The following is a 25,338-nucleotide window of genomic DNA, read 5'->3' as shown; positions in this document are numbered from 1 at the left end:
CGCTGCTGGTCAAATTACCTCATCAGAACGGTTTCATTGACCTGCTTCGCGGAAGATCAATCCTCCTTAGGGGGGCGCAGCGGAATCAAGCGCGAAGGGGAAATACCCCGTTTTTCAGCGCTCGCGCGCACCGCGTCCCGCATCGAAGGGCTGCGTCCCAGCAGTCGGCGGAACCCGGATTCGTCCAACACAAGCAGGGTCGTCGGCGCAATGGCGCTGGCTTCGAACCGCCGGGGGCGCTCCATCAACAATGCCATCTGCCCGAACATTTCCCCGCGTCCCAGGCGCGTGCGACCGGCCACGCTTTCCAACTCAACCGCACCGGAGGCGATGAAATAAACACTCTTCACCGTGGTATCTCGGCTGATCACGACCTCTCCCGCATTCACATAACGCGTCGAAAGCGCCCTGGTGAGCCGCTTGATGGATTTTTCGTCCAGGTCGGAAAAAAGCGGGAATTGCCGTACCAGCTCGCTGCCACTAAGGGCCAGATCCAAACGGGGTCTTCTGCGCGCCTTCGCGCTTCGGACAGCGATTTCCTGGCTTAACGCCGCATGCAGTTCCGTCTCGATCAAGCCGTCGGCGCGCATCGCTTCGTATTCGCGTTCCTCGATGCGCAGCGCCATTCGGCGAATGAAGCGCCGTTCTAGTTCCCCGGCATAACCCGGGTATTGCAGCCGCAGCCCTTGCAACGCCGTATCGATGGCATTCAAGCGAAGCGCCAGCAAACTGCGAAGCAGTTCCGCGACGCGCCTGCCGTGAATGCGCCGTATTCTTCTGTCGATGAAGCCGGTCAGGTCGCGCAGGATCAGCCGCTTGGAAAGCAGGACTTCAAGCCGGTCGGCCGTCATCACCGCCAGCGGCGCGGAAAGTCCGAAACGGTTGTGCAGAAAAACGGCGACCCGAAAAACTCCGCCGTAATGAACACTGGCCCGCGCCGCCCGGCGGTAGCCCAACCGCCCGCCGCCCCGCGTGCTTTCAATCAATCGGTCCGCGTCGGCCAGCAGTTTCTGTGTCAGCCGCGACGACACGGTTTGTTCCCGGGCCCTGGCGATGATCAGGTCCCGTTCGGCCCCGGCAAGCGCCAACAGGCCCAACGTCACACGGTCGCGATCCAGGATCTCGCCACTTTTTTCCGCTTCCTTCACCGCCGCATCCAGGCGTTCACCGAACCGTTTCGCCTCCGACCGGACGATGTCATGCGCCAGTTCGTAGTTCTCCGTCGTTTTGGCCATGTCCTCGCGGACGGTCTGCAAGGCAACGGCGACCACCTGTTTCGACAGCGCCACATCGATCGGGGAAAGTTGTTCCAGGCCAAGCCACCTCACGACCGACCGCAAGGTCGTCCCCTGCACGATCAGGGTAAACACGGCATATCCTGTAGCCAGGATGCCGACCAAGCGCTTGACCTCTATCGGCACCCGGAAGCTTTCCGTCACCGCCAGGGCCAGGGCGAGTGTGACCGCGCCGCGCAGGCCGCCCCATAGGATAGCCGCCCGATATGGCCGTTGAACCGGGGGCGACGCGCGCATCACCGTCAACAGCGGGAACACGCCGTACAGGATGACCGCCCGTGCGAAAAAAGCCGCCACCACGACCACACCGATCAGCAACACTTCCTGAAGCCGTACCTGTTCCAACAAGCGCGGAATCAACAGCGCGGCCAAGATGAAGATCAGCGCGCCGGCCCAATGCGCCAGGGTATCCCAAATTTCCCGCAGGCCGGTCCAAGACTGCGGCGTCAACCGCCCCGGTCCCGCCAGGTTCAATGTAAGTCCCGCCACGACAACGGAAATCACGCCCGACGCCCCGACACTCTGCTCGGCGATGATATAGGCCAGATAGGGCAGCGCGACGGAAATCGAAAACTGCGCCTTTTCGTACCGGGCGAACATCGCCATCAGCCACACCGCGCCCCGCGCCGTCAGCCAACCGGTCAGCACGCCGCCGATGATCAGGATGGGAAAGCTGGTCAGCGCATCCATGAAGGTCGGGTCCGGCCGGCCGGTCATGACGAACCCCATGAAGAACCCGAACAAGGCGATGGCCGCCGCGTCGTTCAACAGACTTTCGCCCTCGATGATCCTGGCCAAGCGCCGGGGCGTGGACAGGGAGCGGAAAATCGAGATGACCGCCGATGGGTCCGTGGTGGACACGATGGCGCCTACAAGCAGACAGGCGACCAACGGCATCACACTTGTCGCCGCCAAGGCGAAGCCGACCGACAGGGTCGCCGCCACGACGGCAACGACCGCCAGCACCAGGATTGGCACCCAATCGTCCAGCATTCGCCGCAGATCCATGCCCAAGGTGGCCTGGAACAGCAATGTCGGTAGAAAGATATACAGGAAGACGTTGGACCGGATCGGCAGGTCCAAGATCGCTTCCGCGACCGGGTTCAGCGCATCCGTCAGTTCCGTGCGCAGAAAAAACGTCGCCCCCAGGCCGATCAAAATGCCTATGACGGCAAGGATCACGCTATAGGGCAGTTTCAGACGGGCGGCCAAAGGCTCCGCGGTCCCGATCACCAGGAAAAGCGACGCAATAATCGTGGTGATCAGAACAATATCCATACGCGGTCCGAAAACGTGTTCAAGGGTTTCCTGAAATATATAGCACAGGCCACCGGCGAATGCCCCGCCGAGCGAAACATCCGGTTAGAATAACAAAATGATTGTATCTAATTGGTGCGCCGTCCGGCACAAACAACCGGGCCATAATCGCGATACGGCCCAGCCGGACTCTTTGGCGTCATTCCGCTCCCAAATCCCATTCCGGCGGGTAGGCGACAAACTCGCCGACAGGATTTTCCAGACCGCCCAGTTCGACGCGCCGATCCATCTTCTTTTCCCGCGGCAAGGCCTGGAATTCGGAATTGGTGCTGCCGCCCGCGTGGTACATCGCGTATCCGCGCAAAGCCATGCACTTTATCATGTTCTGCTTCTTACGTTCGGCTTCGTTCCAACCCTCGGCGAAGCCGGAGGCAAAACCAGTTGCGAACCCGGCCGCGGCATTGTTTGTCGGCGGTGTCGCCGTCGCGGCGGAAGTGCTTGAATCCGACACAGCGGCTTGATTGGGCTTCAGAGGCATGTGGACGTTCGACTTTTGGACAAAGGCGATGCGCCCGCATTCCAAATAATCCGACCGAACGGTCTCCGGCGGCTTGGTGCGATCATGGAAATAGCCGAAGCTGCTGCTGCACCCGGCCAAAACCAGAACCATGGCCGGAACGGCCGCGAATTTGATGGTCTTCATATTCCCCCCAAACAACATACACCGAACCCGCGCCTCCCGAGCGCACAGCCTAGAATAGGTATTGGGCGAAAACCTTACAACCGCCTAATCAGCCAACAAAGATACTCCGGCCCTCTATTTCACGGTATCGTCCGCGACTTCCCAGCGGTCAGGATCCGGTTCGTCGTAGATCGTCGCCTCGAAGGCGCGCAGGCGTTTATAGACCGACATCAATTCGACGATGATCGTCCAGCTATGGACCAGGAACTGGAACGAGCTTTCAACTCGTCCGAAGGCGCGCACGATCTGCTGCATCACCCCCAACGTGATCGCGCCGGACACGATCGTCGGCGCCAAGGCCATATAGGGTACCAAAACGCCGAACTGCAGATAGGACCATTTGGCGACGTCGAAATACATGTAGTGAAAGAACAGTCGGAAATAGTTCCGGCGCACATTGAGGAACAGTTCCTTTACCGTCGGCGGGGTGGCGCGGTCCTCGTGGTCCTCGCCATAGACCAGTTCCTTGCGATAGGCCGCTTCGACCTTCTGGTTGTTGAATTCCAGTCCCGGCAGTTTGATGCCAACCACCGCCAGAACGGCGGTGCCGAAAAGCGCGAAGATGATCGCGACATAGACCAGTGCATGTTGAACTTCGCCGAAGATCGGAATCTCCGTCACCTGCTTCGACAATCCCCACAGGATCGGCAGGAAGGCGACCAGCGTCATGAGGGAGTCTAGCAAACGGCTTCCCAGCGACTCCATGATATTAGCGAAACGGCGGGTGTCTTCCTGAACGCGTTGGCTGGCCCCTTCGATATGGCGCAGGCTGTCCCAGTGCGATGTATAGAAGTCGTTCATCGCGTGCCGCCAGCGGAAGGTCCAGTGTTTGGTAAAGAAACCCAGAAACACCGCGACGACGATATAAATCCCTGCGATCTTTCCGAAAGTCAGCAGAAAGCCATAGAACTCCGGCATGGTTACGCTGCCTGGTTCCCCAAGCGCCTTTTGCACAACGTCATAGAACCCGCCGAACCATTCGTTGATTCTGACGTCCAACTGAACCTGATACCAGGTGCCGCCGAAAATGATGGCCATGCCACCCCAGGCCCATACGGCCCATTCCTTGGACAGGAAAAAGGATCTGAACATGTCGCCTCGCTGTTGTCGTTCGATCTGTTGCCGGTCCGCATGGCCCAAAAGAGACCGTCGTCGTACAAGGCCCAAAATTTGGGCAGCTTTGTGCGTAGAGCAAGCCCGGCCATAGGTCCAGCATATGCGTGCAGCCGGATCCTCCCTTTCTCGCCGTTCCGACACTCGATCGCAGCCGACGGGAAACCCTTTCCCATTTTCGATTAATTCCTGACTCCGACGCATTTTGATACCACGCGGTATCAAGACACCTAAACATCTGAAAATGCGTATAAAATTTTCATTCGCGGTATAGAAATAGCCAGCCTATGCTGTTATGACCCGCGTAAATTCCTTTTAATTAATACTGATTGATATGAACCATAACAGATTGGGTGCTATCGGCCGCCCCGCGGGCGAACTACTCCCCCCAGGAACCGACTCTCGGTTGCTGACATTCTTCGATTCTTGGCGGTCCTGCCGCAAGGGTGCGCTGCTGCCGATGAAGCGGGATTTCGACCCGTCTCAGATTTCGTCCCTGTTGCGTTATGCATGGCTCTACCGCTACGAGCCGCAGATTGGTGACTTCCTCTGTCTGCTGGCGGGTGAGGATGTGAACCAGGCGTGGGGTAGATCCATCAGAGGCAAAACCTTGGCCGAAATTGTTGGCGAAGACGAACACCCTGCCATCCTTCAGCGCTGGCGGGAGGTGCTCGACGTTCCATTGGTCCAATATGGACAAAGAGACGAACAGCTATCCAACCTGTCGCTTTGGAAGGCTGAGCGTTTGCTTATGCCGCTGAGTACGGACGGCGAACAAGCAGACCATATCATCGGCGTCAGCCTGTACAGCTTGGCCACCGGAAACGTCCCTGTCAGAACATCGATCAACGAGGGAAAGTTTCGCCTGCGTTGTGACGAGGTCTGAGTCAAACGGACGTATCGCCGCCAAACCTTAGAATACGGTGCGCTCTGGTATTCCTCCCTAATGCAATGAAAACATTTTTTTTAGTTCATCCATTCGGCGATACTAAGCCGATCACGCCCCCCGCCGCCCCTTTCGAAATCTTAGGCTTCCGGTTGATATGGAACACACAGGACATGATGGATTTGCCCGACCGGCCGACGAAATACTGCCACCCGGCACAGACGCGCGGCTTCTAGTATTTTTCGATGCCTGGCGGTCTGCCCGGTCCGGGGCAGCGGTGCCGACCAAACGGGATTTCGACCCCTTCCAGATGCCCGCGCTGCTTCGCTTCACTTGGTTGTACCGTGATGACCCCGTGGCCGGTGATTTCGTCTGCCTGTTGGCGGGCGAAGAGGTGAACCGTGCCTGGGGGCATCCAATCAAGGACAAAACATTACGCCAAGTCGTCGGGGATGAGGATTACCCCGTCGTCCAAGCAAGATGGCGCAAGATCATCGACACCCCCCTTGTCCAATACGGCGCAAAGCAAGAAAAACTCTCCAGCCAGGACCTTTGGCGGGCGGAACGTCTTTTAATGCCTCTCGCCTCCGCCGACGGCCGGATCGACCATGTCATCGGCGTCAGCCTGTATCGCTTGGCGGGAAGCGAGCAGAAACGCATGGCGCTTTTCGAAGAAGACATCGTTCAGATTCCCTGCGCGGAGATCTGACAGGTCCGGGTTACATGCGGTTGGCGTAGCCCCGTGCCGCTTCCACCAGCGATCCGAACAAGCGCCGATGCGGAAAACGGTAGAACAGGAATTCCGGATGCCATTGGACCCCGACCCTGAAAACCGCCCCTTGATGCTCGGTTGCTTGAACGATGCCGAATTCGTCCCGTGCGGCGACCCGGAACCCCTTCCCCAGCCGGTCGACCGACTGGTGATGCAGCGCGTTCACCTTCACGGTGCCGGCCCCGATGATCTTCTCAAGCCGGGTCCCGGGCTCAAGGGTCACCCGCTTGCGCGGCAGGGGCGTATGAATGCGCGGGACTTCCGCGAAGGCGGAATAGATATCCTGGTGCAGATTGCCGCCGGCATAGATGTTCAGCATCTGCGACCCGCGGCATATGCCCAGGATCGGGATTTCCGTGTCCCATAGGGATTCAAGCGCCGATAGTTCCAGCGCGTCGCGGGCGGGGTCCAGTCGTACATCGGGCGTCGGCTCAGCGCCATAGATCGTCGCGCCGATATCATCCCCACCGCCAATCACCAGCCCATCCAGGCCGGCAACCACGGCCGGGTCGAAGTGCGAATGCGGGTCTTTCTGGGCGGTGATGCGAACGGCGCGCGCCCCATGCAGCCACAGGGAAAACGCCGCGCAGAGCCAGGAAATGCGCCCGCGCCCGCGTCCGCCTGTCACGCCGATGACGGGCCGCGTCACAACTGCCCCCGCAACTCGCGCGATGTCGGCGTCCAGTCATGGGGGATCAACCGGGCGTGGTTTTCCCGCCACAGCGCGGCGTATTTTTCGATCAGCTCGGGCCGCTCCGCCAATTGTTCGACCGCAAGCCAGCGTTCCCATTCAAGCGCCAGGGACCAATCCGGGGAATCGATCAGGGCGTTAGGCAGACGGTAGTGGTAGGTCGGCCGCTTATGGACCTTCTGTCCCGCCACGGCCGACCGGATCCGCTTTTCGTCCAAGAAAGCCAGGAAGGGAAGCATGTCCAATTCCCGGTTCCGGGTCGGGTTGTGATCCAGATAGCCGCGGGTCAATCCCGCCATGTCCGGGGCATAGCGAGGGTCGAGGATCATGTCGCACCAATCGCCAGGAAAGGCGGAGGCGAAGAAGGACAGCCGTCGGCTCGTGTCCACCTGAATCTCATCCCGCAGCCAGTCGCGCAGCAAAACGAAGGATCGCAATACCGACAGCAGATAGGCGCTTTCATGGGACGGCAGTTCCGGGTTCAATTGCGCGCCCAGCGCATAGAACGGACTCGTCAGGGTTCCCTGCGCGCCGGCTTGGCGAAGTTCCTCCCGCAACGCATCGATGACATGCGCCTCGTCGAAACGGATCGGCGGGCAGGTGATCTCCATCGGGATCAGGGCCGCGCCTAGTTCGCCGGCCAATTGGCGCAGCGGGTTCGTCGGATCGCCCTCGTGAAGCAACTGCAGATCGAGCTCGACCAGGAAATCGCCAAATCGGCAGCCGCGGACATGGACCTTGTGCTGGCTTACCCTGTCCAAGTCGCCACCGAACAGGGATTTCACGATCTCGGCGCTGGTCATGGCGTCGAGGTCGATGAACTCCAACTCAATGCCGATACGACGAACCTCGCCCGACGGCGTGTTCGGTCTCGGTGGCGATGTCCAGGCGTCGTTGATGACGATCCCCTTTTCTTGCAGCAGTTTGAAGTGTTTCAGCGCGGTGTGGTTCCCCCCGTTTACGTAAGGGTGGGCGGGGTCATGTCAAGGAAACCAAGGCTGGTAAAGGCGCTTTCTATGCTTTTTTAACTTTATACAGGGGCCGGGTCGACTGCACCGGAACGCGCGGGCGGTCCGGGTCGAATTCGGTCAGCGGTTCGACTGCTTTCATGGTTCTCAGGCAGCGCCCGACAAGGTTCTGATAGTCCCGCGTGCCCCCGCCCTTCCACTCGATTTCCGCATCCGTCACCGCACGGATCCGCCGGGCCGGCATGCCGACGATCAGCGAACGCGGCTCGAAAACCTGGCCCGCGCGAACGAAGGCCATGGCGCCGACGATCGATTCCTCGCCGATCACCGCGCCGTCCATCACCACGCTGTTCATGCCGACCAGCGCGTTGCGCTTCACGACGCAGCCATGCAGCACCGCGCCATGGCCGATATGGCCGTCTTCCTCAACCACCGTTTCCCCCTCCGGGAAGCCGTGCATGACGCAATTGTCCTGCAGGTTCGATCCCTTTTCCAGGATCAGCCGGCCGAAATCGCCACGCATGCTGGCGCCCGGTCCCACATAGACCTCGGGGCCGACAATGGCGTCCCCGATCAGCACCGCGGTCGGATGCACATAGGCCGACGGGTCCACGACCGGGCGGACGCCGTCGATTTCGTATACAAGGGCCATCTTCATCCTTTCCGGTGAGGCGTCTCACACAACCGCATCAGACTTCGCGGGAAAAACGTGATACCAAAATTGAAAAATCCGCGCCAATATCGTATCACGTTTTTCAAGATCGAAAACAACCGGGCCGAACCGGTCCGAAGCTTGGGGGAAACGAAACGCATGTCCGCGACGAGTGATTACGAGACCATTCTTTTCGACATTGCCGAGGGTGTTGCAACCGTGACGCTGAACCGTCCGGACAAGCTGAACAGCTTCACCGGCCAGATGCGGTCCGAATTGCGCGACGCGCTGAAGCGGATCGAAAGCGACAAGGCCGTCCGCGCCATGGTTTTGACCGGCGCCGGGCGCGGTTTCTGCGCCGGGCAGGATTTGAACGACCGGGCGGTGAAACCCGGTGACGCCCCGCCCGATACCGGCGCCACGCTGGACCAGGAATACAACCCGCTGATCCGCAGATTGCGCGCGCTGGAACTGCCGGTGATCGCGGCGGTGAACGGCGTCGCCGCCGGGGCCGGCGCCAATCTGGCGCTGAACTGCGACATCGTCATCGCCGGCAAATCGGCCAAGTTCATTCAGGCTTTCTGCAAGATCGGCCTGATCCCCGATTGCGGCGGCACCTGGATGCTGCCGCGCCTGATCGGCCGCCAGCGCGCGCTGGGCCTGGCGCTGCTGGGCGACACGCTGCCGGCGGAAAAGGCGCTGGAATGGGGCATGATCTGGGATTGCGTCGCCGATGACGTCCTGGCCCAGACCGCCAATGACATGGCCCGTCATCTGGCGACCCAGCCGACCCGCGGCCTCAGCCTCATCAAGCAGGCCTTCAACCAGTCCCCCACTCATACGCTGGACCAGCAATTGGACCTTGAACGCGACCTGCAGCGCATGGCCGGCAAGACCGAGGATTACCGCGAAGGCGTCACCGCCTTTCTCGAGAAGCGCAAACCCGCCTTCAAGGGGGAATGATCATGACCGCTTCGGAACAGGAGGACGCCGGGACATCCGCGCAACGGATCGCCGAGGGAACGGCCCGCCGGATGCTGGCCGACGACGCGGCGAGCACATCGCTGGGCATGACGGTCGAAGAGGTCCGCCCCGGCTATGCCAGAGTGAAAATGGCCATCCGCCCCGACATGTTGAACGGGTTCAAGATAATGCATGGCGGTTTCACCTTCACCCTCGCCGATACCGCCTTCGCCGTTGCCTGCAACAGCTATAACAAGATGACCGTGGCGCAGAGCTGCGATGTCGACTTCACCAATTCGGCGAAGGAAGGCGATGTGCTGACCGCGGAATGCACCGAGGCGCTGCGGCGCGGCCGGTCCGGCATCTACGACGTCACCGTCACCAACCAGGACGGCACGATCATCGCGCTGTTCCGCGGCAAGTCCCGCACCTTGGGCCAGCCCATCGATCCCTCCCTTCCCCAATCGGAGGTCTAGAGCGCCATGACCGTCAGCAAACACGACCCCCAAGACCTCGACCCGATCGAAATCGCCAGCCGCGACGAAATCACCGCCGTCCAGGTCGGCCGCATGAAACGCGCCCTGACCCGCGCCTATGAAAACGTGCCGCATTACAAGGCCAAGTTCGACGCCCACGGCGTCCATCCCGACGACTTCCACAGCCTGGAGGATTTGAAGAAATTCCCCTTCAGCACCAAGGAAGACCTGCGCGTCACCTATCCCTATGGTCTGTTCGCCAGCCCGATGAGCGATATCGTCCGCCTGCACGCCTCCAGCGGCACGACGGGCAAGCCCACCGTGGTCGCCTATACCAAGGGCGATATCGACGTCTGGGCCCAGGTCATGGCGCGGTCGATCCGCGCCGCCGGCGGCACGCGGAACGACATGGTCCATGTCTCCTACGGCTATGGGCTGTTCACCGGGGGCCTGGGCGCGCATTACGGCGCGGAACGCCTGGGCGCCACCGTCATTCCGATGTCCGGCGGCCAGACCGAAAAGCAGGTTCAGCTGATCCGCGATTTCCGCCCCACCATCATCATGGTCACGCCGAGCTATATGCTGGCGCTCGCCGATGAGATGGAACGCACCGGCCTGACGAAAGAGGAATGCTCGCTGGAGGTGGGCATCTTCGGCGCCGAACCCTGGACCGAGGAAATGCGCAGCACCATCGAGGAACGCGTGGGCATCCAGGCGGTCGACATCTATGGCCTGTCGGAAATCGTCGGCCCCGGCGTGTCGGTCGAATGCATCGAAACCAAGGACGGGCTGCATATCTGGGAGGATCACTTCTACCCGGAGATCATCAACCCGGACACGGGCGAGCCGGTCGCCGACGGCGAGTTGGGCGAGCTGGTCTTCACCACCCTGTCCAAGGAAGCGCAGCCGATCATCCGCTATCGCACCCGCGACCTGACCCGCCTGTTGCCGGGCACGGCGCGAACCATGCGGCGGATGGAAAAGGTCACGGGCCGGACGGACGACATGCTGATCATCCGCGGCGTCAACGTCTTCCCCTCGCAGATCGAGGAACTGATCTTGAAGGACGACCGCTTCGCCCCGCATTACCAGTTGGAGGTCCACAAGGAAGGCCCCTTGGACAAGCTGACGGTCAATGTGGAAAGCCGCGCGCCCGCCGACGAAAGCGCCGCCGCCGCGATGGCCAAGGACCTGACCCATCATATCAAGAGCCTGATCGGCATCAGCGCCAAGGTGCAGATCCGGCCCGAAGGTGCGGTCGAACGCTCCATGGGCAAGGCCAAGCGCGTGGTCGACCACCGCTAGAGCCGGAACCGAACAGGCATCGGCATCGGCATCGGCATCGGCATTAGAAAGGCAATCATGGCAGACAGCGCCGACATCGCGACATCCCGGGCCCACGCCCCTTATGATAGCAGCGCCGATCCGCTGGTCGCCCGCCTGTTGTCGGAAATGGAGATCCGCGGCAAGTCGATGATCGTGACCGTCTTCGGGGACGCCATCGTCCCCCATGGCGGGGCGATCTGGCTGTCGGACCTGATCCGCCTGATGGAACCCTTCGGGGTCGGCGAGCGCGTGGTGCGCACCGCCGTCTATCGGTTGAGCCAGGACGCCTATTTCGACACCACCAAGGAAGGGCGGCGCAGTTTCTATTCGCTCACCAAGCCCGCGCGGCTGACCTTCGACGCCGCCGAACGGCGCATCTATGCCGGCGACGCGGTTCCCTGGGACGAACAGTGGACGGTGCTGATCCTGACCGGCGGGTTGAGCCGCCGGGAACGGGCCGCCGCGGTGAAGCAATTGGGCTGGCAGGGCTTCGCCCAGATCGGCCCCAATTTGTTGGTCAACGCGGTGCCCGCGCCTGAGGCCGTGGCGCAGACCCTGGACAGTCTGGGCATCGCCGACAAGGTGGTGGAATGGCGCGCCGGCGCCCTGCCCGGCGTGAAGCCCGACGCCCTGCATCAAATGATCCGCGATGCCTGGCCGCTCGACACCCTTCAGGCGAAATACCGAAACTTCCTGACCCTGTTTGGCACGGCGGCCGCGGGCCTGGACGCCAGCGAGCCGCAGCAACCGCACCGCGACGCGGAACGCGCCTTCGTGCTGCGCAGCCTGCTGGTTCATGCCTGGCGGCGGATCGTCCTCAACAGCCCGGCCCTGCCCCTTGAAATCCATCCCGACCCCGGCCTGGCGGCGGAGGCGACGGAACTGTATCAGGACCTGTATCTGAACCTGGCCGGCGCGGCGGACGCCCATGTCGCCGCCGTGATGGCCAAGGGCGACTACGCCCCCCCGCCCAAGGACTATCTACCGGCCCCGGCGCTGGACCAGCGCTTCGGCGGATTGCTGGAAGCCAGACGCGAAACCCGCAAGAGCCAGCGCGTCCGCAAAGGCAGCCTCGATGGTTTTGAGTATTGGCGGCCGGGGTGAGACCGCCACGGCGTCTTACAAATTGCACGAATGCCGATGATACAGTCGACAATTCTCATCCTGTCGCAATCAGTGACTGTTAAGCCAATCAGCTACTTCGGTGTCTCTTACAATTTCAGTCGAGCTCCACCTACCTTAGAATAAACCGTTATCAGGACGTCAGCTTCGTTGCTCAATCAGCAATCGACGAGACACGGCTAAATCAAAGAAAGACTCCCAAGCCGCACACAATTCCCCCATACAGCCATGACTCCTTAAAATTGCATTTCAGTTTCATTTTTTGTATCATTAGGTCGTTCAATTTTTGAATATATGATCTCAGATGGCGTTTGGAGCCTAGTACCCTGCGAAGCTATTTCTTGGGAGGGTTTACTTGTGGGAAGACAGACAACTGCGTTTCAGATGGTTGCGACCATCCTGCTTTTTTTGACAGGGTGTAACGGAACAGCAAATCTCTCTGGATTCGAAGCATCTCTAAATCAAGCAGGGTATTCTATTTACTACCCATTGCGAGAAAACTGGGGTCCAAACTACGTCATCTTGGGCGATCTAAAGGACAAAAAGCTTGTTAATGTTGAGGAAATTTGTCCCGAAGGTTTGTTCGAGTACGAGCGTAGTCTTATTCGGAACAGCAACGTAATTCTTGCGAACTATAGTGGCCACTCCGACAGAGACTTCTCAATTGGCGCAAGTCTTCTTGAAAAAGTTTTTGGCCCATCCTCCTCGGCAAAACTAGGCGTAGAGACCAAACAGTCATCAAACGTGAAAATTGCACTGACCAACACCTCTGAAGATAGCATCGCAACAAGCGAGCTCATCTTCGACCAAACTGGTATGACGAGACCAATCAAGAAGCAGTGTCTCGCGAGGGTAAAACAATTGCTAGATCAAGGTAACGCCAACCGGCTCTTTGTTGTGGTGCGGGCGATCAAAGGCCAACTCAGGTATGAGTTCTCAGAAACGAACTTGTTCAAAGCTGAGGCCGGTCTAACACTTGCAAAGCAGGTCGGGGCTAGTGCTGGTGCCAATTGGAAAGCTGTTGGCGACACGGGGCTAGAAGTTGGCGGTGAGAACCCATTTTTTTTAGGCGTCGCGTCGCAAGGAGGATTAGCAAAGATAGCCGACATCCTGCCGACTGGGTTAGCCAGTGCGAACATTCGCAGAGTCATTCTAGAGCCGGTAGATGTCCTTGAAGTACAATAGTCAAACACCAGAGATCCACATGTGCATTCAACAGCACGTTGCCGCTATATTTCTACTATTGTCACTATTCCTTCCGGTTCTCCCGGCACATGCCACTTGCACATGCTCCGGCAACAATCAGCCGAATCTAGATGATCTGATTGATCGAACGCATTACCAGGTTGTGGAATTACGCGCTCCTAAAGATGGTGGCGACAGGACCATTGGAACCGCAACAGCGATTGATTCACGTGGCTATTTCGTCACCGCAATGCATGTGGTCCAATATGCGGATCCGGAAAACCTCCGGTTGGTTCTTGGACCTTCAAGGGACCCCAAACGTTATATCAAATTTGAAAGCCTTGGAACGGGTTCACACACGGACATTGACTTCGTCATTCTCAAAGCCCTGAAAGGCCAACGACTGGACTACGGCGCCGTTCCCCTATTGCTTGGTCGGGATCATCCGTGGAGAGGAAGGGCTGCGGGATTCGTTGTAGATGGACATCATTTCGAGGTTTCTATTGATATCGAGGCAACGCGAAAATACGACAACATTCCTGATGACGTCACAGTATTCCACACGAACAAGATCGTACATGAAGGTCAGTCTGGATCTCTGGTCATCAGCGAATGTGGGATGGGCTTTGCCTCGTTGCACAAGAAATTCGATCACGAAACTGATGAGAACCTTCGACAAAAGGGATTCGTCGCGGCGTTGGAATCAGCACGAATGACTGAAGGAAACTTCTTGGTTCGTCCTAAAATACTGAGATTACTTCGTGATCAAATTCCGCCCAGCGATATCCTAGTAAAACTAGAGCACGATCTCACCGACGACCATCTCGGAGATGCTGAACTGGAATGGTTGTACCAGTCCGATCGCAACTTTGGAGCACTTGATCTCTTACATATATTCTCGTGGATAAGAAAGGGTTGGATATCGAGTGAACTCGGGGAGAGACACTTGAGAGTGTTGAACAAGCTCTACCGATATAGCGAACAAAAGTGTCTATCGAAAGAACTAATCCTCGCTCTTCAGACAATTCGACAGGCGGAATACTCAGGCCCCGGCCAAACCGACGCGCGATTGCTCTTGACTGTGACAGATTTTGGATCGGACCAAATATCTGTAAGCGAGCAACAGCCAACACGCATACCCGTAAGTATCACAGATTTGCCGCGTACCACCTTCGGAACTCTGAAGTTCCAAGAATCTATTGAGAATTCGCAGTTTCTATTGGCACGATACAGAGACAAGAACAGTGCCTATTCGGAAGCACCTGCATATGTTCGGAATCTTTTGCTTCAATCAGTCGTATCCGAGTTGAGGCACTCCCTTCCTCCTGTGACTGCCATAGAGTTGATCGAAGTGCCGATAGGCCAGCGACGCCGTTTGGCATATGCATATTCTGACCTAGCATTGGCAGAGGATCTGCTGGCCCAAGATTTTGGAGTTAAGATTTCATCGGAAACACTGAGCGCTGTGCAACTCGCAGAAAAATTCGGAGGCACTCCAACAAGCAGCAGTCTTGCCGCGACGCTTTCCCGCCGGGCCGGTTATCTTCCCGGCCAATTAAATTTTTCCTATATCACCGCGAAGCGGCTTGACCCAACCAACGTGCCGTCTGCCGCAGAAATTGTAAATGGCATTTCCGACAATAAGCCTGATCTGGTCGCATGGCGAAATGCATTAGTATCTGCGCAAAAGTCTAACGGATATGTCTCACTGTTTTTCAGAAATTCGATCAACGACGCGGTACTCGCCGCCAATTCTTTGCTTCAAAAGAACGAACAACCTCCAGTAAAGGTCGAAAATGGATATCCGATTTGGGGTGACAAGCTAGTCTCGACGCCAGATGCGCTCGAAATAGATCCGTATTCGCACCGGATAGCAGCGCAGCTAGACGCTATTGCTAGAGACGACATTTTCTGAACTGCTCGATACAAAATGTGTTACGGTGACAGCTTACTTTACTGGAACCCGCTTCCCCCCTATCCTCCCCCTATGGCCCGTATCGCACGCATCGTTCTTCCCGGTATTCCGCATCACGTCACGCAGCGGGGCAACCGGCGTGAGCCCGTCTTTTTCGAGGACGGGGATTACATCCTCTACAAGCGCCTTTTGGCCGAGGCGGCCGAGCGGGCCGGCACGGCGGTGTGGGCCTATTGCCTGATGCCGAACCATGTTCATCTGATCCTGGTGCCCAAAACCGAGGACGGTTTGCGCGCGACGCTGGCCGATGCGCATCGGCGCTATACCCGCCATATCAACGCGCGCCATGAGTGGACGGGCCATCTGTGGCAAGGGCGGTTCAGCTCCGTCGCCATGGACGAGGAGCATTTGATGCATGCGGTGCGCTATGTGTCGCTCAACCCTCTCCGGGCGCGGCTCGTCCGGCGGGCGCGGGACTGGAAATGGGCGAGTACGCGCGCGCATCTGGCCGGAAAGAGCGACGGATTACGGTGACAGTTTACTTAATTCATAGACTTTTCAGCTTAGCGCTCGGTTAAGCGGACAGAAAGGCAGTTAAGTAAACTGTCACCGTAATTCCGTCACCGTAATTCCACCGCAATTCGCAAACCAACCGGGTGCATGAGGAAACCCTACGACGCAATATCGAGCACGCAGGCCTTGAACATTACGAAAAGAGATTACGCATGGACTATGATTTCAAATTGACGGCCCAGCCGCTGACGAATGTGAGGATCACGGCCTACACGGATAAGGCCAAACAATTCTTCTCAGAATTCGGCCCCATCGATGAGAAAAATGCGTCCGTTTTCATTCACTCGGCAAAACGGTCAGGATTCAAAGTCTGGCACACGCAGGGTGATATTCGCGAAGGAGACAGTCTGATCGACTGGCACGATTCCTGGGACCGCACATCAAAACTAAGCGAACAGGAGTAGCGATGGCCAAAGACGAGCTTGAAACACCTCATAGATCGATCAATCGACGCAATAGCCGAGCTTGGCGAAGCGGAACGCGTGGTGCACTTCTAACCTGAATCCGCCTATTGATTTCCGTCCCGTGCCCGTGGGACGAGCCGAGCCCAAAAGTTTGCGCGAGACAGAGCGCATATTGACCTGACGCAGCCCCTAGATGAGCCAGTCGATCCTATTGCGAGTAGTGTTGGCGGACCACGTCCCGATACCACTGTGTTTTTGAAATGCGGGCGGATTCATCCCAAAAACACTCGACCAAGTTTCTATTTGCTTCATAAAACGCTTTACCAAACATGACGTAACCGGTCCTGACTTCAAGAGCCGGCTCCAGTCTAACGACCTGGGCAGATAGTGTTTCATCCGCCTTGACTACGGGGTCAAAGTTATCGGCAATTCCAACGACGAAAGGGAAGCGCCCATTAACCAGCATTTTTAGAAGTATGTCGTATTGGGAGTTCTCGTATGGCTTTGCCCCAAGTTCTTTAAGCATCGGGATTATCGACGCGTCACGTTCGACGCCGACCAGCGCGTCACCGATCGTCTTTCTCCAGCCTTCTTTTGCTTCCGGTCTGTTCTTTTTGGCGTAAAAATGGTAAGCGTAGACACGCTGGGCACGGCTTGGATCAAGGGTGCCATTTATTCTTGGATAAACGCCGTATACGGCCCGCTCTTCTTTGAAGCTACTTGCGAATGCTGCCGATACCCGACCGGCTTTGACGGATTCCAAAGCCCTCTTCCATGGCATGAACTTGAACTCGACTTTAGCGCCGCAGATGTCAGCCGCTTTCGCTGCCAAAAGAGGATAATAGCCGGGATTGTCCGATATGAGCTGGCCATTCTCGCTCCTGATCCGCACGCCGTCTGAGCCCTCTATCGTAGCAAGAATCAGCGTAGGCTGCTCCTCGCCAGACACTGTCGCAGAGGTGGTAGCAAACATCACCATCCCGAAAAAAAACGTAATAGCGAGCCGTAAATTGGCTGAAAGTCGCAACTGACATTCTTTCTTTTCAACATGACGTCAAAAAATCGCGCCGATTTTTTATAACACACAACAGCTGCTTCTGGCACATTTCAGATGCTTTCACCCTCAGTAACGCGGGCCTGCTATCGGATGATAGACCAGCCGAACTTGTTTGGTGTGCCTAGAAAACCATAGTCATAGCGGGTGGAATTACCATGGCGGACTACGGTGAACTTGCCCATCAAATGATGCATTTGGGTATGGAATCCGCCTGCTCTGAAGCGTGGCTCCGGTGACATTTTGCAGTGACCATTTTACGGTGACAGCTTACTTGGAATTACGGTGGGAATTACGGTGACGGTTTGGAATTACGGTGACGGTTTACTTTACTAGACCCCACCTCCACGCTATCCTCCCCCCATGGCCCGTATCGCACGCATCGTTCTTCCCGGTATCCCGCATCTCGTCACGCAGCGGGGTAACCGGCGTGAGCCCGTCTTTTTTGAGGATGGGGATTACATCCTCTACAAACGCCTTCTGACCGAGGCCGCGGAACGGGCCGGCACGGCCGTGTGGGCCTATTGCCTGATGCCGAACCATGTCCACCTCATCCTGGTGCCGAAAACCGAGGACGGGTTGCGCGCGACATTGGCCGACGCGCATCGGCGCTATACCCGGCACATCAACGCGCGCCACGACTGGACAGGCCATCTGTGGCAGGGGCGGTTCGCCTCCGTCGCCATGGATGAAGAGCATTTGATGCATGCGGTGCGCTATGTGTCGCTCAACCCCGTGCGGGCGCGGCTCATCCGGCGGGCGCGGGATTGGAAATGGGCGAGTACGCGCGCCCATCTTGCCGGAAAGAGCGACGGGCTTGTCGACGTCGCACCGGTTCTGGAACGCTACCCCGATTTTCGCGCGCTGTTGAAGGGCGGAGAAGATGCGGAAATGTCGGCCCTGATCCATAACGCCGAAACGATCGGCCGTCCGCTGGGATCGGAGGACTGGCTGAAAAAAGTGGAACGCAAATTGGGCCGCCGCGTCCGCCCCTTGAAAAGAGGGCCGAAGCCTAAGGCGGAATAAAGTATACTGTCATCGAATTCGTGAATTATGCGCTATAGACAGGCGCGTCGGGCGGCATTGGCCGGCCGGCGGTTTTTGGGCTGCCTGAACTGCCGCGATCTGAGAGTATGCCGGCCTCCCCGTCTTTCTTTGAAAGCGCCCTTAAACCAGACGCTGTCGATATGACCCGCAAGCCATAATGGAGGGCTCTGCCCCATGACATTGTTCGACCCCAGAAATCACGACCTAAGCACCAATCATCGCAGAATTCACGCAACCACCGAACTTGTTTACAATTTGGTGGATTTTTCCGCTGCTCTTTTGTTTGTCGTCGGCAGCGTGTTGTTCTTCAGCGAGAGTACGACCTACTTCGGCACCTGGTTGTTTCTGATCGGTTCTATCCTTTTCGGCATGCGCCCGACCATCAAGTTAGGGCGGGAAATCCTGTACATGCGGGAGGGTATCGATCCCGATCAAAAATCGCCAAACGATGCAAGAGAGACACCGATGCTATGAATGGTGTCCATCCAGAATGGCTTTCTGGACGGTGCCGTCGGACATATTCGACCGCGTCTCGGTTTACCGGAACGGCACCCGTCCGGTCGGCCCGCCCTGCCGAAGACAAAGCGGTTCGGCCCTGATTGTACCGTAGCGGCCACCCGCGATTACGAAGACGCCATTGCGGTGAGCGGACCGACATCATGCTCGGTGAACCCGAAACGCATTGCCAGATCGAGCCACCTCGCCCTCACCAGCCCTCATCAGCCCCCATCAGGCGCTGCGGTCCGTACCCCTTAAAAAAACCAAGTCACCGGCGGCAGCACGACGCACAGGAATTGACGCGCACCGGACTGTCCGGAACGGGCAGTTCAGGCTGTTAACCTAAAATTATTATATTGCTCTAATAAATAATGGCTCACACTTGGTTGTGAAACGAGAGCCATGAACCATGAGCCATTCTACCGACATGAAAGACTGTAGAACGGACAGTGGCGGCGCCCGGGATCTTCTGCCGGCGGCCGGTATTGGCATTCTGACCCTGTGTGCTGTGTTCTATCTTACTTTTTTCAGAGGGGCGCCGGAGTCTCTCCAGGCTGTGTTTTTCCCACCTTCCATGGCGGCGCAGGAAATATTCTCCCGGATTGTCGCGGCCAATGGGCTGCCTGTCGGAGACGGGCTTGGTGCGTCCATCGTTATCGTAAAGCCACAGCGGCAAGATTTTGCGCACAAGATCCGCGACAGCGGCGCTCTATTCACGCTCAGTATAGCCGACTTCCGAACCTGTGCGGGGCCTCAAGGCTACACAAACATCTCGAGGAAATAAGATGAGTGACGATCAAAAATCAGGCGGTATTTCTCCGGAGCTGCAAAGAATACGGTCTTTGGCCAGCAAATGTTTTATTGCCTATCTTTGGGTCCTCGTTCTTGTAACTGCCGGGGTGGCTTACATCGCTGACGGCGCGGTTCTGGAATCGACAGGCCTGGCCTTTGTTTTCGCATTGTTTACGACGGGACTGTACATCAGAAGCCGGGACGCGAGCGCGACACGCTATGCCATCGCCGCCTCATTGACCGCGATGTGGGCCCTTATCGTTCTCGACGCCAGCGGCCTTCCGGACGGGTTCGTCCTGGATGCGCATATGCTGTTTTTCGTCTTGAATGCGCAGCTTGTCGCCTATTTCTGCTGGCGGACCATACTGATCGTCAATGTCATCGCGACCGTCCACCACGTTCTGTTCTCCCTGCTTTTCCCGCTGCTTATCTGGCCCAGCGCGGATTACGCTTTGTACCATTTTCTGATTCACGCCACTTACGTCGTCTTGGTCGGCGGGCCTATGCTTTGGCTGGCTTGGCGGCTCTTCAATCTCTTCAACGCGTCTCACAACGCCCTGGTCGATCTGAAGGCCGCGGAGCGGGAAGCCGCGCAACTTGCGAGTCGGGAAGAAGAACGCAAAAAGTCATTGGAGGAAGAGAAAAGACGGTCGTTGATGAGCATGGCGGACAACCTCGAATCCACGATGCAGTCTTCGGTCAAGAATATGAGCGATGTGATGGGTCAATTGGAGGCGTCCGCGGGGGTTATGTCCTCGAAGGCGGATGCAACGAATGAGAAGACAAACAGCGTCGCGTCGATTTCAAAACAAACCTCACAAAACGTTGAAACGGTCGCCGCAGCCACGGAAGAGCTCAATGCGTCCAGCAATGAAATCGGACGGCAGGTGGAGAATACAAACAGCATAAGCCAAAAAGCCGCGGAAGAAGCGGGACGCGCCAACAGCGTCATTCAGATCCTCGACGGGGCCGCCGGGAAAATCGGCGAGGTCGTGAGCATCATTCAAGACATCGCCGAGCAGACAAATCTTCTTGCGCTGAACGCAACGATCGAGGCGGCCCGCGCCGGGGAGGCCGGCAAAGGGTTCTCGGTGGTGGCATCCGAAGTGAAGAACCTTGCCAACGAAACGGCTAAAGCGACGGATGAGGTCTCCAATCAGATAAAGGCGATCCAAACCGAAACGAAAAACGCCGTTCATGCCATTGAAGGCATTACAAACACGATCAACGAAGTGCATGTTGCATCCTCGGCAATCGCGGCGGCGATTGAAGAACAAAATGCCGCGATTGAGGAGATTAGCAGAAATGTGCGGGAAACATCCCGCGGCACCCAGGATATCACGGGGCATATTACCGAAGTCTCGGAAAATGCCGATCAAACGATGATGTCCGCCCGGGATGTTGCGTCGTCGACGACGAAGCTCAACGACGCCATCCAGTCGATGGAGGAAACTCTGTCATCGTATCTGGCCGATTTACGCACAAGGACCGCGTAACCATTCCCGGCATTCCACCGTAGCAGCCGGCGTCACTCTGTCTGATCCCGGCCCCCATTTGTTCCAAGGGGGGACCGCATTCGGCATTGGCAACGGCGTCCGCCATTGGCATTTTGGTGACGCTTTGCAGTGACATTTAACAGGCTGAAGAGGCGGCTGGAGCTTCGAAGTGGGCGAAACAATCGATGATACCTCGGAAGCCTATCTTCGCGAGATGGTCGCGGCCGAGCATTTTTCCGGCACCGTTCTGGTGACGTCGGGCGACCGTGTCCTTCACAAGCGCGCTTATGGACCCGCCTCGGAGAGCCAGCCGAACCAAGCAGACCAGCGGCTGCATGTCGGTTCCGTGACGAAACAGTTCACGGCCGCGGCGATCCTGCAATTGGTCGAGGCTGGGAAGATCACGCTCGACGACCCGATCAACAGCCTTTTGCCGGACAGGTACACCGCGCCGATCTGGACAGACATCACGGTCCGTCACCTCCTCAGCCATACCAGCGGCATCCCGGACTATGCGGTCACACGCGACTATTACGATGTGACCGACGGCTGGGCCTTCGATACGACGATTGACGGCATGATCGGTGAGGCGATGACGCGCGCCTTGAACTTCACACCGGGCAGCCGGTTCGAGTATTCGAATATCGGCTTTACGCTTCTGGGCAAAATCATCGAAGCGCAGACGGGGCGCCGTTACGCCGCCCATATCCGGGAAGAACTACTCACCCCCCTGGAAATGACGGACTCAGAAATTCACGACGAAGGATTTCTACCGCGGCCGACCGATGCCCTGGGGCTGAGATGGGAGGACGCATCGAGCCGACATGTCAGGGACGATGTGGTGTCCCTGCCCGTAACCCCCGCCGATGGCGGCTTGGTGACCACCGCTGACGATTTCCTGCGCTGGATGGGCGTATATAAACGCATGACCCACCCCCGGCTTTCCAGACCCTTCCTGGAGCAAATGCTGCAGCCGGTCGCGCCGATCGACGCGAAACGCTGGCCCGGTCGCGATCTGCGCGGCGAGGCCCGCTACGGCCTCGGCGTGATGAGAAGCGGCGACCTGGTCATGCACGAAGGCAGTATCGTCGGGTTCCGGAGCTATTTCATATACAGCCTCGACGACGATCTGCTGATCGCGGTTTTCTCCAACAACACGACAAACAATGTCTTTCGCATCGCTGCCGGCCTGTTCGATATCTGTCAGCCCAAGAGAGGATCCTAGGCATGAGGTGCGGGACGGAACCGGGGATGTCGTCCCGGCGTTGACGGCTTGGTTTTTCCGGTATCGCCCGCGCTTACCACTCCCGTTCGACGGTCGTGGCGCTGCCGGTGAGTTGGAAGTTTTCCCGCAGCATCTTGCGAACCGTCGGATTGATCGCGGTGGAGTCGGCGTTGAACATGCCGCATTGGGCGAGCGCTTCCTTGGCGTCGACGCTGGCACCAAGATAGCGCCAGACGATGGGGGTCGAGAACGGCGCACGGTCGCCGAAAGAGGTGGTGCCGAAGGTCAATCCATAAAGATAAGAAAGACTGCGGCGATAGGTCGGGTAGAGGATCGTTTCCACGATCGTATCCTTGGACAAGGTCTCGAATTCCACCACGAAAATCTTGTCGCCCAGGAAACTGGCGATTCCTTCGTATTTCGAGAAGGTTTTCGGACGGCCCGGACTATCCAACCGCTCGATGGATTTGGTGAAGAAATTCCCGCCCTCCTCATACAGCGAAATAAAGGCGCGCTCGATGCTGTTCGGGTCATGCGGCGCTTGGAAATAGCTGTGATAAAAGCCCACATGCCGCTGCATCGAGGGGTTCTTGGTTCCCATCGCCTGTTTCAGCAGACCGATCATTCGGTTCGGCCCACCGGTCCCCACAAGCGCCGTCGCGGGCTGCCGGTTTCGGGCGAATTCCGCCGAGGGGCGTTCCAGCTCCGTCGCCGTCACGTCGAAATAGCGGCAGATCTTCAGAAGGTTGTGATTGGACGGCCGCGACCGGCCGCTGAGATAGCTGTTGAATTGCTGCCGGTTCACGCCGATTTCCCGGCAGATCTGCGAGACCGAACTTCGCTCGCTGCACAGCAGGCGTAGATTGGCGGGGAAACCGTCCAATGCCATAAGTCTCTCTACTCCCTCTCCCAAAATTTTTTCGGCGGCCCGGTCAAAATATGACGCGTTTTTACGCCCTATAACGTAAAATAACTTAAACCCCCGTCAACTCAAGAAATTGTCGCCCGCCCCGGCGCATCCCTATCGTCGCATCCGCCGGCGTTGAAAACCGGCCCTCGCGGACCGCACCGGTCGCGCCCTTCCGGCAGCGACGGCAAGCGGACCGAGCCTTTCACGAGGCCCCTCCAACAATCGGGAGATACCGTCCATGTCGAATTCCACAAAGAGCCCCGCATTCGGAACCACGCCCGGCGCAGAAACCGGCTTCGGCCGCCAGTTTACCCGGCGTGACCTTCTGGGCTCCTCCGCCGTGCTGGGTGCCACCGCCGCCCTTGCCGGCCTGTTGCCTTCGGCCAAGGCCCGCGCCGCAACGCCCAAGAAGGGCGGGCATATGAAGCTGGCCTCCGCCCATGGCGCAACAACCGACACGCTGAACCCCGGCCTTTTGCCCAACGGCTATCAGTGGATGGTCCAATTCGCGATCGCCAATACGCTGACGGAAACGCTGGCCGACGGGTCGCTCGGCCCGAGCCTGGCAACCGAATGGAGCGCCAATGCTGATGCCAGCGTATGGACCTTCGAGCTGCGCAAGGGCGTCGAGTTCCACAACGGCAAGACCATGGAAGCGCAGGATGTGATCGACTCCTTCAACCATCACCGCGCGGAAGATCTGGCTTCCTTCGTGAAGCCGCTGGTCGACCAGATCACCGATATCAAGACCGACGGAAAGCACCGGGTGATTTTCCACCTGTCCGGCGGCAATGCCGACTTCCCGGTCACGACGACCTCGGCCGGTTTCACGATCTTCCCCAGCGATGGGAACGGACATATCAACTGGCAGGACGGCAACGGTACCGGCGGCTATAAGCTGAAGCGATACGACCCCGGCGTCGTCGCGGAACTGGAGCGCAACCCGAATTATTGGAATCCGGACCGCGCCCATGCGGACCAGATCACCATGCTGGTGATCGCCGATCCGTCGGCGCGCGTGAACGCCTTGATGACGGGCGTCGTCCACGCGATCGACTCCGTCGAATTGAAAGTCCTCGACCGCTTGGCCAAAACGCCGGGCATCAATGTGGAAGAAACCAGCGGGTCGCTGCACTACACCTTCCCCATGCTCACCAAGACCGCCCCCTTCGACGATGTGCATGTTCGGCAGGCGCTGAAACACGCCATCAACCGTGAGGAAATGCTGAGCAAGATTCTCCAGGGTCACGGCTCCATCGGCAACGACAACCCGATCGGTCCGTCCTACCGTTACTTCGCCGACGATATCGACCGCCTGCCCTACGACCCTGACAAAGCGCGCTGGCACCTCAAACAGGCGGGCCATGACTCGATCGCGGTCAAGCTCAGCGCTGCCGACGCTGCCTTCTCCGGTGCCGTCGACGCCGCCGTGCTCTACAAGGAACACGCCCGGCCTGCCGGTATCGACATTCAGGTCGTTCGCGAGCCCAATGACGGCTATTGGTCGAATGTTTGGCTCAAGAAGCCCTGGTGCGCCTGCTATTGGGGTGGATACACGACGGAAAGCGAGATGTTCCTGACCGGCTATGCGCCGGGCGCCGCCTGGAACGACACCCAGTGGGACGACGAGGAATTCAACAAGCTGATGGCCGCGGGCCGCACGGAAACCAACCCCGAAATCCGCCGGGAAATCTATCGCGACATGCAGATCATTCTGCGCGATCGCGGCGGTGCGGTGGTTCCCTGCTTCGCGAATGACGTCCTGGCGCGGAGCGATGCGGTCCAGCACGATGAACTGGCCGCCGACGGCGCCATGGACGGCAGGCGCATCGCGGAACGGTGGTGGGTGGCGTAACGGTCCCGTTCCCAGTGTTCCTTCACCGATAGACGGCCGGTCCGGTCCCTTGTGGGGCCGGACCGCCGTTGCCGGCGGCATGCGAATCCACGCCACGTCCATTTCAGGCATTCAGGGAGTA

At 58.2% G+C, this 25,338-nt stretch carries 23 protein-coding genes; 15 read left to right on the top strand and 8 right to left on the bottom strand.

Features of this window, described 5'->3' with window-relative positions:
* Positions 1-56: 56 nt before the first annotated feature.
* From EOI86_RS06410 to sbmA, 3 genes are all read right to left on the bottom strand, one after another.
* The gene (locus EOI86_RS06410) at positions 57-2,573 is read right to left on the bottom strand and encodes a cation:proton antiporter (RefSeq protein WP_127764267.1); all 2,517 of its coding nucleotides are present in this window, start codon (positions 2,571-2,573) and stop codon (positions 57-59) included.
* 178 nt (positions 2,574-2,751) lie between these two features.
* Positions 2,752-3,255, bottom strand: coding sequence for a hypothetical protein (locus EOI86_RS06405; RefSeq protein ID WP_127764266.1), 504 nt, complete (start codon positions 3,253-3,255; stop codon positions 2,752-2,754).
* A gap of 114 nt (positions 3,256-3,369) precedes the next feature.
* A complete protein-coding gene (gene sbmA / locus EOI86_RS06400) occupies positions 3,370-4,386 on the bottom strand; it encodes a peptide antibiotic transporter SbmA (RefSeq protein WP_127764265.1) in 1,017 nt (338 codons plus the stop codon).
* 427 nt (positions 4,387-4,813) lie between these two features.
* Here sbmA and EOI86_RS06395 point away from each other — a divergent pair, with 427 nt between their 5' ends.
* Positions 4,814-5,293, top strand: coding sequence for a PAS domain-containing protein (locus EOI86_RS06395; protein ID WP_161973719.1), 480 nt, complete (start codon positions 4,814-4,816; stop codon positions 5,291-5,293).
* A gap of 157 nt (positions 5,294-5,450) precedes the next feature.
* Positions 5,451-6,002, top strand: coding sequence for a PAS domain-containing protein (locus tag EOI86_RS06390; RefSeq protein ID WP_127764263.1), 552 nt, complete (start codon positions 5,451-5,453; stop codon positions 6,000-6,002).
* A 10-nt stretch (positions 6,003-6,012) separates the two neighbouring features.
* Here EOI86_RS06390 and EOI86_RS06385 read toward each other — a convergent pair whose 3' ends face one another.
* The 3 genes from EOI86_RS06385 to EOI86_RS06375 form a co-directional block, all read right to left on the bottom strand.
* Positions 6,013-6,714, bottom strand: coding sequence for a gamma-glutamyl-gamma-aminobutyrate hydrolase family protein (locus EOI86_RS06385; protein WP_127764262.1), 702 nt, complete (start codon positions 6,712-6,714; stop codon positions 6,013-6,015).
* Positions 6,711-7,595 carry an amidoligase family protein gene (locus EOI86_RS06380; RefSeq protein ID WP_275668585.1) on the bottom strand — a complete coding sequence of 295 codons (885 nt, stop codon included), beginning with the start codon at positions 7,593-7,595 and terminating at the stop codon, positions 6,711-6,713. The genes EOI86_RS06385 and EOI86_RS06380 overlap by 4 nt, the downstream gene beginning before the upstream one ends.
* Positions 7,596-7,770: 175 nt before the next feature.
* On the bottom strand, positions 7,771-8,376 hold the full coding sequence (locus EOI86_RS06375) for a phenylacetic acid degradation protein PaaY (protein ID WP_127764260.1): 606 nt from the start codon (positions 8,374-8,376) through the stop codon (positions 7,771-7,773).
* Positions 8,377-8,535: 159 nt separating this feature from the next.
* Here EOI86_RS06375 and paaG point away from each other — a divergent pair, with 159 nt between their 5' ends.
* The 8 genes from paaG to EOI86_RS06335 all read left to right on the top strand — a co-directional run bounded on the left by paaG (position 8,536) and on the right by EOI86_RS06335 (position 16,340).
* The gene (paaG, locus tag EOI86_RS06370; protein WP_127764259.1) at positions 8,536-9,339 is read left to right on the top strand and encodes a 2-(1,2-epoxy-1,2-dihydrophenyl)acetyl-CoA isomerase PaaG; all 804 of its coding nucleotides are present in this window, start codon (positions 8,536-8,538) and stop codon (positions 9,337-9,339) included.
* 2 nt (positions 9,340-9,341) lie between these two features.
* Positions 9,342-9,815 (top strand): hydroxyphenylacetyl-CoA thioesterase PaaI, encoded by a 474-nt coding sequence (gene paaI / locus EOI86_RS06365; RefSeq protein WP_127764258.1) that lies wholly within the window; start codon positions 9,342-9,344, stop codon positions 9,813-9,815.
* 6 nt (positions 9,816-9,821) lie between these two features.
* Positions 9,822-11,120 (top strand): phenylacetate--CoA ligase PaaK, encoded by a 1,299-nt coding sequence (paaK, locus tag EOI86_RS06360; RefSeq protein ID WP_127764257.1) that lies wholly within the window; start codon positions 9,822-9,824, stop codon positions 11,118-11,120.
* Between the two features lie 57 nt (positions 11,121-11,177).
* The gene (locus tag EOI86_RS06355) at positions 11,178-12,245 is read left to right on the top strand and encodes a PaaX family transcriptional regulator (RefSeq protein ID WP_127764256.1); all 1,068 of its coding nucleotides are present in this window, start codon (positions 11,178-11,180) and stop codon (positions 12,243-12,245) included.
* Between the two features lie 375 nt (positions 12,246-12,620).
* The gene (locus EOI86_RS06350) at positions 12,621-13,448 is read left to right on the top strand and encodes a hypothetical protein (RefSeq protein ID WP_127764255.1); all 828 of its coding nucleotides are present in this window, start codon (positions 12,621-12,623) and stop codon (positions 13,446-13,448) included.
* Complete coding sequence (locus EOI86_RS06345; RefSeq protein ID WP_127764254.1) at positions 13,429-15,363, top strand: S1 family peptidase; 1,935 nt, start codon at positions 13,429-13,431, stop codon at positions 15,361-15,363. Before EOI86_RS06350 ends, EOI86_RS06345 begins: the two co-directional genes overlap by 20 nt.
* Before the next feature lie 72 nt (positions 15,364-15,435).
* The gene (locus EOI86_RS06340; RefSeq protein ID WP_161973717.1) at positions 15,436-15,897 is read left to right on the top strand and encodes a transposase; all 462 of its coding nucleotides are present in this window, start codon (positions 15,436-15,438) and stop codon (positions 15,895-15,897) included.
* Between the two features lie 191 nt (positions 15,898-16,088).
* A complete protein-coding gene (locus EOI86_RS06335) occupies positions 16,089-16,340 on the top strand; it encodes a hypothetical protein (protein ID WP_127764252.1) in 252 nt (83 codons plus the stop codon).
* 208 nt (positions 16,341-16,548) lie between these two features.
* On the opposite strand, the gene EOI86_RS06330 is transcribed toward EOI86_RS06335, so the two are convergent.
* Complete coding sequence (locus EOI86_RS06330) at positions 16,549-17,367, bottom strand: type 2 periplasmic-binding domain-containing protein (RefSeq protein ID WP_127764251.1); 819 nt, start codon at positions 17,365-17,367, stop codon at positions 16,549-16,551.
* Between the two features lie 390 nt (positions 17,368-17,757).
* On the opposite strand from EOI86_RS06330, the gene EOI86_RS06325 reads away from it, so the two are divergent.
* The 4 genes from EOI86_RS06325 (at position 17,758) to EOI86_RS06310 (ending at position 22,452) form a co-directional block, all read left to right on the top strand.
* Positions 17,758-18,420, top strand: coding sequence for a transposase (locus tag EOI86_RS06325; protein WP_127764250.1), 663 nt, complete (start codon positions 17,758-17,760; stop codon positions 18,418-18,420).
* A 195-nt stretch (positions 18,421-18,615) separates the two neighbouring features.
* A complete protein-coding gene (locus EOI86_RS06320) occupies positions 18,616-18,915 on the top strand; it encodes a YrhK family protein (protein WP_127764249.1) in 300 nt (99 codons plus the stop codon).
* 809 nt (positions 18,916-19,724) lie between these two features.
* Positions 19,725-21,227 (top strand): methyl-accepting chemotaxis protein, encoded by a 1,503-nt coding sequence (locus EOI86_RS06315; protein ID WP_127764248.1) that lies wholly within the window; start codon positions 19,725-19,727, stop codon positions 21,225-21,227.
* 169 nt (positions 21,228-21,396) lie between these two features.
* On the top strand, positions 21,397-22,452 hold the full coding sequence (locus EOI86_RS06310) for a serine hydrolase domain-containing protein (protein WP_127764247.1): 1,056 nt from the start codon (positions 21,397-21,399) through the stop codon (positions 22,450-22,452).
* 73 nt (positions 22,453-22,525) lie between these two features.
* Here EOI86_RS06310 and EOI86_RS06305 read toward each other — a convergent pair whose 3' ends face one another.
* Complete coding sequence (locus tag EOI86_RS06305) at positions 22,526-23,341, bottom strand: helix-turn-helix domain-containing protein (protein ID WP_127764246.1); 816 nt, start codon at positions 23,339-23,341, stop codon at positions 22,526-22,528.
* Between the two features lie 259 nt (positions 23,342-23,600).
* On the opposite strand from EOI86_RS06305, the gene EOI86_RS06300 reads away from it, so the two are divergent.
* Positions 23,601-25,217 carry an ABC transporter substrate-binding protein gene (locus EOI86_RS06300; RefSeq protein WP_127764245.1) on the top strand — a complete coding sequence of 539 codons (1,617 nt, stop codon included), beginning with the start codon at positions 23,601-23,603 and terminating at the stop codon, positions 25,215-25,217.
* Positions 25,218-25,338: the final 121 nt, after the last annotated feature.

It is taken from the genome of Hwanghaeella grinnelliae, from assembly GCF_004005845.1.
Taxonomy (GTDB): Bacteria; Pseudomonadota; Alphaproteobacteria; order UBA8366; family Aestuariispiraceae; genus Hwanghaeella; species Hwanghaeella grinnelliae.
This window is presented reverse-complemented; position numbering and strand designations above follow the sequence as displayed.